Origin of the sequence: Citrobacter sp. B72, assembly GCF_016894305.1 — a bacterium.
In the GTDB taxonomy this organism is placed as follows: domain Bacteria; phylum Pseudomonadota; class Gammaproteobacteria; order Enterobacterales; family Enterobacteriaceae; genus Citrobacter; species Citrobacter portucalensis.
Genome location: NZ_CP069801.1, coordinates 734,685 through 748,180, shown reverse-complemented (window position 1 = coordinate 748,180; position 13,496 = coordinate 734,685). Strand labels below are relative to the sequence as shown.

At 51.7% G+C, this 13,496-nt stretch carries 12 protein-coding genes; 1 reads left to right on the top strand and 11 read right to left on the bottom strand.

Annotation, left to right across the window (positions count from 1 at the left end):
• Positions 1–8: 8 nt before the first annotated feature.
• From tssC to JQN59_RS03590, 4 genes are all read right to left on the bottom strand, one after another.
• The gene (gene tssC, locus JQN59_RS03605; RefSeq protein WP_149608026.1) at positions 9–1,538 is read right to left on the bottom strand and encodes a type VI secretion system contractile sheath large subunit; all 1,530 of its coding nucleotides are present in this window, start codon (positions 1,536–1,538) and stop codon (positions 9–11) included.
• Positions 1,539–1,603: 65 nt separating this feature from the next.
• Entirely contained in the window at positions 1,604–2,101 is a 498-nt protein-coding gene (tssB, locus tag JQN59_RS03600) for a type VI secretion system contractile sheath small subunit (protein ID WP_149608027.1), read from the bottom strand.
• 468 nt (positions 2,102–2,569) lie between these two features.
• Positions 2,570–4,432, bottom strand: a complete 1,863-nt coding sequence (gene gss / locus JQN59_RS03595) for a bifunctional glutathionylspermidine amidase/synthase (RefSeq protein ID WP_079934132.1) — start codon at positions 4,430–4,432, stop codon at positions 2,570–2,572.
• A gap of 153 nt (positions 4,433–4,585) precedes the next feature.
• Positions 4,586–6,874 carry an FdhF/YdeP family oxidoreductase gene (locus JQN59_RS03590; RefSeq protein WP_149608028.1) on the bottom strand — a complete coding sequence of 763 codons (2,289 nt, stop codon included), beginning with the start codon at positions 6,872–6,874 and terminating at the stop codon, positions 4,586–4,588.
• A gap of 218 nt (positions 6,875–7,092) precedes the next feature.
• Between JQN59_RS03590 and yghU the strand changes: the two genes are divergently transcribed.
• The gene (gene yghU, locus JQN59_RS03585; protein ID WP_149608029.1) at positions 7,093–7,959 is read left to right on the top strand and encodes a glutathione-dependent disulfide-bond oxidoreductase; all 867 of its coding nucleotides are present in this window, start codon (positions 7,093–7,095) and stop codon (positions 7,957–7,959) included.
• 94 nt (positions 7,960–8,053) lie between these two features.
• Here yghU and hybG read toward each other — a convergent pair whose 3' ends face one another.
• From hybG to hybA, 7 genes are read right to left on the bottom strand one after another with little or no spacing between them, the layout of a single operon-like run.
• Positions 8,054–8,302: a hydrogenase maturation factor HybG gene (gene hybG, locus JQN59_RS03580; RefSeq protein WP_003024459.1), complete on the bottom strand. Its 249-nt coding sequence runs from the start codon at positions 8,300–8,302 to the stop codon at positions 8,054–8,056.
• Between the two features lie 30 nt (positions 8,303–8,332).
• Complete coding sequence (gene hypA, locus JQN59_RS03575; protein WP_003828349.1) at positions 8,333–8,674, bottom strand: hydrogenase maturation nickel metallochaperone HypA; 342 nt, start codon at positions 8,672–8,674, stop codon at positions 8,333–8,335.
• Positions 8,667–9,155, bottom strand: a complete 489-nt coding sequence (hybE, locus tag JQN59_RS03570) for a hydrogenase-2 assembly chaperone (protein WP_008785804.1) — start codon at positions 9,153–9,155, stop codon at positions 8,667–8,669. The genes hypA and hybE overlap by 8 nt, the downstream gene beginning before the upstream one ends.
• On the bottom strand, positions 9,148–9,642 hold the full coding sequence (locus tag JQN59_RS03565; RefSeq protein ID WP_032944999.1) for a HyaD/HybD family hydrogenase maturation endopeptidase: 495 nt from the start codon (positions 9,640–9,642) through the stop codon (positions 9,148–9,150). The genes hybE and JQN59_RS03565 overlap by 8 nt, the downstream gene beginning before the upstream one ends.
• Positions 9,642–11,345 carry a hydrogenase 2 large subunit gene (hybC, locus tag JQN59_RS03560; RefSeq protein WP_003828353.1) on the bottom strand — a complete coding sequence of 568 codons (1,704 nt, stop codon included), beginning with the start codon at positions 11,343–11,345 and terminating at the stop codon, positions 9,642–9,644. Before hybC ends, JQN59_RS03565 begins: the two co-directional genes overlap by 1 nt.
• A complete protein-coding gene (gene hybB / locus JQN59_RS03555; protein WP_003828354.1) occupies positions 11,342–12,520 on the bottom strand; it encodes a Ni/Fe-hydrogenase cytochrome b subunit in 1,179 nt (392 codons plus the stop codon). The genes hybC and hybB overlap by 4 nt, the downstream gene beginning before the upstream one ends.
• On the bottom strand, positions 12,510–13,496 hold the full coding sequence (gene hybA / locus JQN59_RS03550; protein WP_003828357.1) for a hydrogenase 2 operon protein HybA: 987 nt from the start codon (positions 13,494–13,496) through the stop codon (positions 12,510–12,512). Before hybA ends, hybB begins: the two co-directional genes overlap by 11 nt.

The following is a 13,496-nucleotide window of genomic DNA, read 5'->3' as shown; positions in this document are numbered from 1 at the left end:
TTACGCCGTTAAGATTTCGACTTAGGCATCTGTGAAACTAACGACAAGCTGACATCCATACCTTCAACCTGGAAATGCGGGATGGCGTACAGGCGCACGCGGAAGAAACCCGGGTTATCCTCAATGTCCTCCACCACGACACGCCCATCACGAAGCGGATGTGAAGCCTGCAAATCATCGCCAGGATCGGTCATTTCGGTTACCAGACTGCGTAACCAGTTGTTTAGTTCAAGCTCAAGCAGGCGGCGATCTTTGGTCGTACCAATGTTTTCTCGCTGCAAGATTTTCAGGTAATGAGCAATACGAGAAAGCAGGAAGATATACGGCAAACGTGAGTTAATTCGACTATTAGCTGTTGCTTCCGGGGTATCAAACTGCGCAGGTTTTTGAGCCGAGTTAGCAGAGAAGAAGCAGGCGTAATCACGATTCTTATAATAAGAAAGCGGAATAAAACCGAGGTTGGCGAATTCAAATTCACGAGTTTCCGGAATCATCACTTCAGACGGGATTTTCACCTGATTACCCGTCCCCAGATCGTACAAATGGATAGGTAAATCTTTAACCGCGCCACCCGCCTGTGGTCCACGGATCTGGACGCACCAACCATTCTTGATAAAACTTTTCACCATATTCACAGCGAAAGAGAAAGATGCGCTGGTCCACAGATATTTTTCGTGATCCGGGCCCTTAACTTCCTCGACATAGTTAAAGCTGCGCACAGGAATGGTATCAGGGCCGTACGGCAAACGCCCGAGTACACGCGGCATAGTTAATCCGATATAGCGTGAATCATCACTATCACGAAATGCTTTCCATTTGATGTATTCAGCACGTTCGAAATAATCATTGATATCTTTTATGGCTGCGACCTCTTCCATATTTTCTTTCAGGAAGAATTTCGGCCCAACTGAACCAATAAATGGCATATGGCAGGCCGCCGATACGCCAGAAATGTTGCGCAGTAGCGCGATATCCTGCGGGCTGTTATCAAATTCGTACGCTGAAATCATTGCCGCAATAGGTTCGCCACCTGGCTGGTCATATTCTTCAATATAAACATGACGATATAACCCACTCTGGATAAGTTCCGGCGCGTCATCAAAATCATCACGCAGCGCATCCTTACTGACATCCATCATTTCGACACGGACATTTCGGCGAAAATCGATACCAGAGATCATTGAATGCAAACCACGCCAGAGCGATTCTTGTTTTTGAAATTCAGCATGATGCATAACTTCATTAACCTGATCGCTAATCTGCTTATCCAGACGAGCAATCTGCTCATCGAGTAGCGTTTTATCCAGGCGTTCTAAGGGTTGTGTGGCATCCGCCAGACATGAGACCAGAACCTGAATAGCAGCGGTCACACGCTCCGCCGGAGCGGCATCAGAAAGCGCTTCATCACTCTGCCACGCATCTACATTTTTTAATGACGCGACGGGGGAAAGATTAATTTTGTCAAAGAGGGACTGATAAACACTGCGTTCACTGGTCGTGGTGGTCGCGGCTGAAGAGGTATGTTCCTGAACAGACATCAACATATTCCTTTTATGTTCCTTTACTATTCCTGCCGATTTAGCGGAGGAAACCCTGTAGAGCGTTAAATCTCTTCTGGCATCATAGTTGCCAGCTCATTACGCAATTCCTGACTCAGGGCTGGATCCTTAAGGATTGCTTCCAGCTCGCGACGAAAAGCAGCGTTATCGAGTAAGTTAGATTTCAGGTCACGTAGTAAGTTACGCATAGCCAACAGAACACGTAATTGTGGGATATTTCGTGCGACCTGCTCAGGTTCAAAATCGCGGATATTCTTAAAGGTAAGGTTAATATCGTCCTTTCTGTCATCATCAGCTAACGTATTTTTAACACTTAAATTAACCACTGGTGAAAACTTGGCCAGCACATCGTTAAAGTTATTTTTATTAATATCTATCTTTTCACGCTCAGATAATGGTCGCTGCTCTCTGCCATTACTGAAATCACCGACAGTTAGTAGTTTTAAAGGCAATTCAACTTTCTTTTGAACGCCTCCGGTGTGTAAATCTAACTTAATATTAACGCGTGCCGTCGGCACTTCATTCTGAAAACTGTCACCCATACGTCCCTCTCAGACCGGCGACTCCTGCCGGTATTTTGCGTTTCCTAATGGAGCACGTTCCAATCGCTCAACATGTTTCTTACAACGTCATTTCTGCAGGCAGTTAACAATGGCTGTTGATGACAATTAACTATTATAATTATCACGCTAATGCAATCCGATATATTCCATAGGTAAAAACATGATCAATGTCATTAATTAATCGAATAACACATTATGTTTTTATATTTAAAATGACAACCAAGAAAATATTTATCTAATACAAACGAAAATAATTATTTAATGATTGATGAATTCATTTAACGAATGCATTAATCATTAAATATCATTTGCCATGAGAATATTTGCTGTCATTTATATAAATATAGACTCTCATTTAAATATAAGTGCTATCAATCTAATCATAAATAAAAAAAACCGGAGATATACTCCGGCTTTTCATATCTCACTCATGAGCGAGCAGAAAGATTAGTCTTCCTTCACCACAATCAGCGGTTCGATATCGCTCTCTTTTTTAATCACCAGCGACTCGTCACCACGCAGGCAGGTACCGCCATAGTTACCACCTACGGTAAAGGTACAAACCTGGATATATTTACCGGCAACTTTTGGCAGACACCAAAGCTGCTGATAAATGTTCTTCTGCTCGGCAAACTTACCACTGGTTTTATCCAGGAGCTCTTCCTGATGACTCACCAGATCGATGTTGCTGCCACAACGTCCTGCAATAGGTTTCACCGCATAACCGGTTTGCGCCAGCTCTTCATTAACAGTGAAATCCGTATCAAGCAGATAACGGTGGTGCGGGAACAGTTGCCAGAGGATCGGCAGAATCGCTTTGTTGCCAGGGATAACCGTCCACAGAGGTTCGAAGACCAGCACTTCCGGGCGCAGCAACACATCGATTAAGCGCACTTCCTGATTCGTATGCCCGGTACGAATTGGCACCGCGGCGTACTCCGTTTCGCTGACCTCGCGCACCTGTTCAATTGCGGTTTCCCACGCCCAGGTCTTCCAGACGCAGTTCACCAGACGGCCGTCCCCGTCAATCAATTGACCGGCGTCATCCCAGCGCAGTTCATCCAGACCTCGCAGAATTTTGCTGTCAAACCCGGCCTGACGCAGCGCCTGCTGCATAAACTGCGCGTGATAGTTTTCCTCGATATCCTTATCCTGCATGATGTGGACAAACGGACGTGCACGGCTGTGCTTCCAGGCACCTGCCAGTTCGTTGATCAACCCTTCAGCCGGGTTGTGTCCCTGCCCTGTGTAACCACGCTCGGCCCATCTTTCGAGAATCAAACCGGCTTCGGTATGACACGATGCGGAATCGGCGTTGTACTCATACACCTTCAGTCCACGTTCATCCATACAGAAATCCATACGCCCCGTAATCATATGATGCCGACGACGCTGCCAGGAAAGGCGCAGGCGCGGCCAGAGGATTTTCGGGATATCAAACAGCGCCAGCAGGTTGTCGTCTTTCAGCACCTTATCGGTCGCATGCAGATACATCAGGTGCAGCTCGTTGGTGGCTTTAATCAGCTCCTGCTCGGCGCTCTCGGTAATGGTGAAGTACTGATGCGGGTCCTGATTAATCACATGGCCGTTCGCCAGCACGTAGGCTTTTTGCAGCGGATCCTGCTCATTCAGCCATTTACCGTCAAATTGCCCGTTATCTTCCAGTCGCGCGCCGCCAATTTTCAGCGAATCATTGGCGATCTCCGGCTGCGGTAGGCTGAAACGGGTATCATCGGTCTGGATCATCCAACCAAGAATAGTCGTGTCGTCAAAGGTATCACGCAGGGTGTAACAACCGTTCTCAACCACCATCTCCAGTTCGCGGGTCCACTGCTGTCCGGGAGGCAGCGGCGTATGGAGCACATTCTGTTCGGCAATACGGATTTTGTTTTCCAGCAACTGGGTGACGACCGCCACATGCCCGGTATCTTTAAATTCGCCGCCTTTTTGCCAGATAAGCAGTGCGCCTGCTACCGGCGCGCGGGGCGAACCATTCGGAAATGCCTGTAACGGCAGGATATTGTCATTCACCACTTCGCGCAGGAAGCGTAAGGAGAAGATCTCCCAGGCCATGCCCACATCGGTGAAGACCATGCCATAGTTAAGGAAGAGAAAGCGGCGTGCGAACTCTACGCACTGCCATTTGTGGCCCATGTATTCATCGTCGATATAGCTGCGAAATGCTGCATCATCGTCGTAGTCCCGTGGGTCGAGGGAGCTGTAATCTGAAGAGTAGATTGCTACGCCACCTGGGGCATAGCCCAATAATGTCCCGAATGGGGCATCCTGACTGGTCGTTCCTTTGCTCATGCACCTTACCTCAAAACAATACAGCCTGAGCAGGTTGGCGTGAATTTTTCGCTCTGATTACCTGCTCTGCGACACTAACCGGACAGAGGTCGACATCATCATACACCTCAACGCAGCGGCTGGCGCTCAGAGGCGAAAAATTCACAGCAGGAACTACGCTTTGGTCAGGGTGACCGGTACGCTTTTATACGCCGGAGTCAAACTTTGTGTATCTACCGCATCCAGCGAAAGCAGGACATTCGCTTCAGGCAGATAAGCGCCAATTGAGCCAGCCGCCATGTTGTAAATCACCACCGTTAAGCCGTACATGATGCGATCCGCGCAGGGCTGACCGTTGTCGTCCAGCGCCTGAACGTTGACCACATCACCCTGGCTCAGACCGCGGCTCGTTGTTTCTTCGGCGCTTAAAAACACCACATCCCGACGGCCAGTAATGCCACGATAGCGATCGTTCATACCATAAATCGTGGTGTTGTACTGATCGTGGCTACGCAGCGTCGCCAGAACCAGTGCATCAGCAGGCTGATGTTCCCGCTCTACCGCCCGCTGATGGCTGACGATAAAGTTGGCTTTGCCATTCTCCGTTCGCCATTCACGGCGCGAAGCAGGCGTATCCATACGAAATCCGCCCGGCTCGGCAATACGTGCGTTGTAATCGTGGAACGCCGGGATCACGGCTTCAATGGCGTCACGGATCAACGCGTAGTCCCCGGTAAATGCTTCCCAGCTGATCGGAGAATGCGGCAGCGTGGCACGCGCCATGCCCGCCACAATCGCGGGCTCCGATTTTAGCCAGCGGGAAGCCGGCTTCAGCGCGCCACAGGAAGCGTGGACCATCGACATAGAATCTTCAACGGTCACCGACTGGATCCCCGTCGCCTGCATGTCGCGCTCCGTTCGGCCTAATGCAGGTAGCAGGTAGTTATGCTTTGCCAGCAGCAGATGCGATCTGTTCAGTTTGGTCGCCACATGGACCTGCAGATCCAGATTTTTCATCGCCGCAAAGGTACGCTGCGGCTGGGGCATCGCTACCGCCAGATTGCCGCCCATGCAGATGAGCGCTTTTGCGTCTCCCCGCTCGATGGCCCGAATGCTCTCCACGCTGGAGCGTCCATGTTTGCGCGGAACGCGGATAGAAAAATGCTTCTCAAGGCGTTGCAGGAAGTCTTCGGACGCCGCTTCGTTGATCCCCACAGAACGATCGCCCTGCACGTTAGAATGGCCGCGTAACGGGCAGATCCCCGCCCCCGGCTTACCCATATTGCCTTTCAGCAACAACAGATTTACCAGCTGCTGGACGTTCTCGGTGCCGTTTTTATGCTGAGTGATGCCCAGACCATAACAAACAATCGTGGCGCTGGATTTACTGTAGCTGTGCGCCAGATCTTCCATCTGACTACGCGTCAGACCCGAGTCCTGTTCCAGCTCCGCCCAGTTATGCTGACGTAAGTCGTCATACAGCGCTGCATATCCCGCGGTATGTTGGTCGATAAACGCATGATCGAGCGTCGGCTGCTGATCCAGTAGGATCCGCGCTTCGTCCATTTCGATCAGCGCCTTCATTATGCCTTTGAGCAACGAGGCGTCACCGCCCATTTTTACCTGGTAGTAGTCGTTGCTCAGCTCCGTCGCCTGACCGGTGAACATCTCTTTCGCACTTTGCGGGAAGCTAAAGCGCTCAAGCCCCCTTTCGTTCAGCGGGTTGATGGAGATAATTTTGGCTCCACGTTTGGCAACGTCGCGTAAGGTGGTCAGCATGCGTGGATGGTTAGTACCAGGGTTATGCCCGATACAAATCACCAGATCGCAGTGGTCAAAATCATCAAGTTCAACGGTCCCTTTCCCAAGGCCAATGGCCGGCGTTAGCCCTGCGCTGGTCGGTCCGTGGCACATGTTTGAGCAATCAGGAAAGTTGCTGCTACCATATTCGCGGGCAAACAGCTGATACAGGAACGCCGCCTCATTTGACGTTCTGCCGGAGGTATAAAACTCAACCTGTTGTGCTGAGTCATAGCTGCGCAGACGCTCGCCGATCTCCCGAAAGGCGATATCCCAATCCACCGCCTGCCAGGTGTCAGACACTGCATCGTATTTCATTGGATGCGTCAAACGACCAATGTTTTCCAGTTCATAATCGCTGTAGTGCCAGAGTGTGGAAACCGGGTGACGACTGAAAAATTCCGGTGACGCTTTCTTACTGGTTGTCTCCCAGGAAACCGCCTTAACGCCATTTTCGCACAGCTCCATTGGCGCACGATGCCCGGGGTCCGGCCACGCACAGCCCGGACAATCGAACCCTTTCACCTGGTTCATTTTGAACATCGCGATAATGTCGCGCGCGACAGCCTTTTGCGAAAACACCGAAGCAGTGACGGCTTTTACCGCACCCCACCCACCCGCAGGGCCCTGATAACCGCTTACTCCTGGAACACCATTTTTCATTATTACTGCTTATTCACCGCCAATTTTTGATGGTGAATACGGTAGCAATTTCCGTCCAACATTGATTTCCTCTTCATGGAGTACGGGCCAGGTACAATGAACGGGTTAGATTTATCTTCCCCTTTCAGCACAAAGCGACATAAAGTCCCAATCTGTTAAATTGAGTTCTACCTAACTGCTACACTGCATCAACACAACCACTCAGAAGGCAGGTCAATATGTCAGACAATACCTATCAGCCCGCGAAAGTCTGGACGTGGGAAAAATCGAACGGCGGCGCATTCGCCAATATCAACCGCCCGATTTCCGGCGCCACCCACGAAAAAACGCTGCCGGTTGGCAAGCATCCGCTGCAGCTCTATTCGCTGGGTACACCAAACGGGCAGAAAGTGACGATTATGCTGGAGGAGCTGCTGGCGCAGGGCGTGAAGGGCGCGGAATACGATGCCTGGATTATTCGCATTGGCGATGGCGATCAGTTTTCCAGCGGCTTTGTTGAGGTGAATCCGAACTCGAAGATCCCGGCACTGCGCGACCACTCGCAAAACCCACCGGTTCGCGTATTCGAATCTGGCGCAATTCTGCTCTATCTGGCGGAAAAATATGGTTATTTCCTGTCGCAAGATTTGGCAAAACGTACCGAAACGCTGAACTGGCTGTTCTGGCTACAAGGCGCGGCGCCGTTCCTCGGCGGTGGTTTTGGCCACTTCTATAACTATGCGCCGGTAAAAATCGAGTACGCGATCAACCGCTTCACGATGGAAGCCAAACGCTTGCTCGACGTGCTGGATAAACAGTTAGCACAGCATCAGTTTGTGGCAGGAGATGAATACACCATTGCCGATATGGCGGTCTGGCCATGGTTTGGCAATGTGGTGCTGGGTAACGTGTACGACGCGGCAGAGTTCCTTGACGCAGGAAGCTACAAGCACGTGCAGCGCTGGGCAAAAGAGGTTGCCGCGCGTCCGGCGGTTAAGCGTGGCCGTATTGTAAACCGTACCAACGGGCCGCTGAACGAACAGCTTCATGAACGCCATGACGCCAGCGACTTCGACACCAATACCGAAGATAAGCGCCAGGGTTAACGCAAGATGCCGGATGGCGGCATAAATGCCTTATCCGGCCTACATAGAAGGCGTAGGCCTGATAAGCGCAACGCCATCAGGCACTAACCGATTGTCATGCGCTGGTGACGTCGTACTCCATGCGGCGAAGTGCGTCTAACGTGGCTTTAGCTTCATCTTCATCAATGATGCTCATGGCGAACCCTACGTGCACCAGCACCCATTGCCCGACCAGCTCAGCGGTATCACCTTCACAAATCAGGGCAATATTGACATCACGTTTGATGCCGCACACTTCAACCTGCGCAAGCTGGTGAATATCTTCACCAACGGCCAGAACCTGACCAGGGACTCCAATACACATATCTGACTCCGCCCCATAGCAACCTATGGGTTATTCGACTTCAATACTTTTCACTTTCAGTGAATCGCCTGCATCAACCCGCAGACGATCGCCCTGACATAGTGGACACTGCGCATCATGCTGGGTGATTTCCACAACCTGACTGCAATCCCAGCACCATGCCTGGGCTGGTTTGTAATCAATATGCAGCTCACACCCTTGCGCCAGCGTGCCCTGACAGACGATGTCGAAGCTGAAACGGACGGCGCTCTCTTCAACGCACGAGAGCGCTCCGATTTCCAGCCAAACGCCGGTTACACGTTTGACACCGTGCTGCTCTGCCTGCTGTTGAACAATCTCAACCGCGCTCTGACAAAGGGACAGCTCATGCATTTTCGCAGTTCCGACGACCCAGCAGCAGCGCGCGGCGATTTAGCTGCGGCGCATTCGGATCGCTCACCGGCAGCGATAACAGCATGCGCGCGCAATCGTCAGTCAGACGCACACCTTCTTGCGCCGACATACTGTGCGAAAGCGGCGACATCAGTGAACAGGAAAGGTATTGCGATACGCCCTCCAGTTCACCAACGGTAAAGGTCATCTCGCCGTACGGCAGACGCAACCCGATTTTTTCACTGACTTTACGCACCGGCCAGATCTGGTCCGGTCCGGGGAAAATCAGTGCGCTGAGCATCCAGGGGGTGATAACACACCCCGTCCACTGTCCTTCAAACAGCGTAAAATCAGAGACATACACCGGCATATTCGGATGCAAGAAAGAGAGATCGTGCATCGAACGCCGGGCAACCTCTTCAAACGCTGCCTGAATCTGCGTCTTCGGGGCCGTCTGAAAACCGACAAACTCCTCAGACATGAGCCGCCTCCCGAGGGATCGCTTCAACGCCTGATTCGCGAAGCGCGGCAAGAACCTGCTCCAGCGCAGGTTCAATCATCGCTTCAACCGTTGGCGTTAGCCCGATATGCGGTTCCAACGATTCCGGAATAACGCCGACTAAGGTCAGCTTTTTCGGAAACTCGCCGGTAAAACGCAGGGCCGACAATACGTCGGCCAGGCCAAGCTGGTGCGGTGAGATTTTGTTGGTAAACAGCGCCGGGATCTCTTCATCCCGCAGGACCATCATCGTTCCTGGCGTGTTTTTCTTCGACACAATGGCGTCAGCAATGATCAGATGATCTCTGTTCGCCATATCGCCGAGAAGCTCCATCCCAGCCGTACCACCGTCCAGAACATCAACAAAGTCTGGCAGGATGTATCGTTGCTCTAATGCCTCAACGATACGTACCCCGATGGCTTCGTCGGTCAGCAAAATATTGCCGACCCCTAAGACTAATATCCGCATTACAGAACCTTAACTGAGACCACTTCGTTCCCGTCAACGTCCACCACATGCACCGCACATGACATACAAGGGTCGAAGGAGTGAATGGTACGAACCACTTCCAGCGGTTTGTTTGGATCGGCAATCGGCGTACCTACCAGCGAGCGCTCATACGGTCCCACTTCATCATTAAAGTTACGTGGGCCAGAGTTCCAGGTTGACGGTACAACCGCCTGGTAGTTGCTGATAATGCCGTCTTTAATCACCATCCAGTGAGACAGCATACCGCGTGGCGCTTCGAGGAAACCAACACCTTTGAATTCGCCTGTTGCCGGAATATCCGGTTTCACGAAGGTGGTGTGGTCGCCTTTACCGATGTTCACAATCAGCGCGTTGTACTGATCCTGCAGAACGTTCTGCAGTTCACAGCAGTGAACAGTACGGCCAATAATACGGCCCAGCGTAGAGTGCAACTGCGACACTTCGATAGTTTTACCGGTCAGCTTGGTGTAAATCGCGATGATTTCATTCAGCTTGGCATGGGTAGACTCGCGTTTGGCCGCCAGTTTACACAGCATGTTGGCCAGCGGACCCACTTCAACCGTTTTACCGTAGAAGGTCGGTGCTTTAACCCAGGAGTATTTGCCGTCGTCTGACCAACCGGTGTAATCAGGAACCGTTGTGCCTTCCCACGGAGCCTGCGGCGCTTCGTCTTTGTACCACGCGTGTTTCGCACTCTCCTGAATCCCTTTGATCAGGTACTCATCGGAGTGAGAGGTGATCGGACGATAGGTCGACAGATCGGCATCGGTGATGTAACCGCCCGGGAACAGGAAGCTGCCGTTTTTACCGTCTGTCGGGAATTCCGGCGCACTCAGGTAGTTAACCGCACCCTGACCACGTTCCAGCCACTCAGGATAGAACGCAGCAATAACCGCGGTATCAACCTTGTACACCTGCTCAACGAAGTCGCTCAGCTTATCGATGAAGGACTTGATGTACATCAGGCGTTCAAGGTTCAGCACGCCGAGGCCATCAAGGTTAATTGGGTTAGCAACCCCACCTACTGCCAGGTTCTGGATGTGCGGCGTTTTACCGCCCAACAGTGCCACAACGCGGTTGGCATCACGCTGGCATTCCAGCGCTTGCAGGTAGTGTGCGACCGCAATCAGGTTCACTTCCGGCGGCAGCTGCATTGCCGGGTGCCCCCAGCAACCGTTAGCAAAAATGCCTAACTGACCGCTGGCAACAAGGTCTTTGATCTTGTTCTGAACCTTGGTGAACTCTTCTGCGCTGTTCAGGTGCCAGGAGGACACGCCGTTCAGCATGGCAGACGCTTTCGCTGGGTCAGCTTTCAGTGCAGAAGTGATATCCACCCAGTCCAGCGCAGACAGCTGATAGAAGTGAACAATGTGGTCATGCGTGGTGTGCGCGGCCAGAATGATGTTACGGATATACTGTGCGTTCACCGGAACATCAATATTCAGCGCACTTTCTGCTGCACGAACGGAAGAGATAGCGTGAGTGGTCGTACAAACACCACAGATACGCTGCACAATCATCCAGGCATCGCGCGGATCGCGGTTTTTCACGATCTCTTCCATGCCGCGCCACATGGTACCGGAAGCCCATGCTTTAGATACCACGCCATTTTCGATTTCGCAGTCGATGCGTAAATGACCCTCAATACGGGTTACCGGATCAATAGTAATTCTCTGGCTCATGCTTTGCTCGCCTCATGACGATTTTGATCGTTTTGTTTTAAAGGAGGAAGTATCGGCAGTAGACGAATGAGTACGATGTATGCACAAATCTCAATAGCCACAAAACCAATAGAAATCAACAGCTCTTCCCAGGTCGGGAAGTAGTGGTAGCCACCACCAGGATTGAACGCCACCAGCGAATAGGACAGACGCCATGTTGCACAACCCAGCAATGCGCTCAGCGCAGACAGATACAGCATGCGCGAGTCATTACGCAGCTTAGTGACGCGCAGCACCACCAGCGGGAAGACCATCAGCACGACTTCAAGCCAGAACATCAGGGAGTAAAGATCGCCTGAGAACGCATAGGACAGCTTGTCGCGATAGATCAGTTCGCCAAAGCGCAGAACGACGAAAATCGCCAGCAGCACGCTGATGGTATTCGTCAGCTTGATGAACAAACTTTTCTCGTCCGGACCGTTACCTTTCAGACCGGCTTGTACCAACGAGCCTTCAAAGATGACGATCGAGAAGCCCATAATAAAGGCGGTTAATACCGAGAAAAGCGGCAGCATTTCATAAGCTTGCCATAGCGGATGCACCTTATAACCCGCAGAAATCATCAATGAACCCATTGAAGACTGGTGCATGGTTGGCAGCAGCGCGCCGAGGGCAATAATAAAGAACATCACTTTATTCAAACGTTTGAGGGAAACTTTCCACCCCAAGCGTTCAAACAGAGCCGGAGCAAATTCCAGCGCCATGATGCCGATATAGATGGTCATACAGACCGCCGTTTCGAACAGTACCGAGTTCACGTTGAAGTGGCCCGGAATGTAGAAATACGGCAGGTTCCAGTAACGACCGACGTCAATGGTGATCGACAGACCACCCAACGAGTAGCCAAACAGGCTCGCCAGCAGCGCCGGACGAACCAACGGATGGTATTGGCCTCTGTTGAAAACATACACCGCCCACGCCAGCGCCCAACCGCCGCACGCGAAGCCAGTACCAATCAACAGGTCAAACGCGATCCATACACCCCATGGGAAACCGCCGTTCAGATCGGAGACTGAGCCCAGTCCGAAGACCAGACGTTTCACGATCAGGAGCATACACAGGACGATAAGCGGCCCAAAAATAATGACCGGTTTGCTGATTATTTTTCCGCCCAGCGGTTTAGGATCATGACTCATGATCGTCTCCTCCATCGTGATGGTCGTTTTTCGTGTTACGACGAACCAGCACGGTTAAGCCCGCCAGCGCAGCCAGGGGTAATATCATGCCCTTGTACAGGGAATGTTGAACATGTTCGGAACGCGCACCAGTTGAAAGATCATCCAGCTTCGGCAGATCCAAATCCTCGTAAGGAACACCCGTCAGTACCATAACCTGCGTACCACCACCTTCTTTCTCACCGTACAGGTGCGGGTAGTACTTCGGTACCGTATGCAGATAGGTATCGCCTGCTTTCACCGTCTGACGCGGATAGTGGTATTCGCTACCTGGCTTCAGCGCGAGACGTTTTTTCGCCTCAGCCATCAGCTCTTCACGCGTACCAAAAATCACCGCACCGGCTGGGCACACTTCAACACAACCCGGTAAACCACCTTTGTCCAGACGCTCAACGCCTTTCTGGTTACACAGTTCACATTTGTGAAGCGCACCAAACGGGTTGTTGTAGTCGTACTTAGGCACGTTGTACGGGCAGGCGACCATGCAGTAACGACAGCCCGTGCAGACATCTTTGTCATAATGGACGATGCCGGTTTTCGGATCTTTCTTCAGCGCGGAGACCGGGCAAACGGAAACGCAGTTCGGATCAACACAGTGCATGCACTGTTTCTTGATGTATGCGTAACCATTTTCTTCCTGGTCTTTGTTAACGCCTGTTCCGCTACGCCACACCTGAATGATGTTATTGGTATACGGCGACAGTTTGTCGTTGTTCGACCAGGTTTGCTCGCCTTCCGGGTTACGCGCCGGGAAGTTGATATCCTGACACTTGGTGACACAGGCCTGGCAGCCTACGCACAGCGTCGAGTCATAGAGCATCCCAAGAGAACCAGGGATCGGCGGACGGTTTTCTGCAGCCGCATGGCTGATGGACGGCGCTGCGCCCAACAGCAATGCCCCGCTGGAGGCTGCTTTAATAAAGTTACGTCTGTTCAC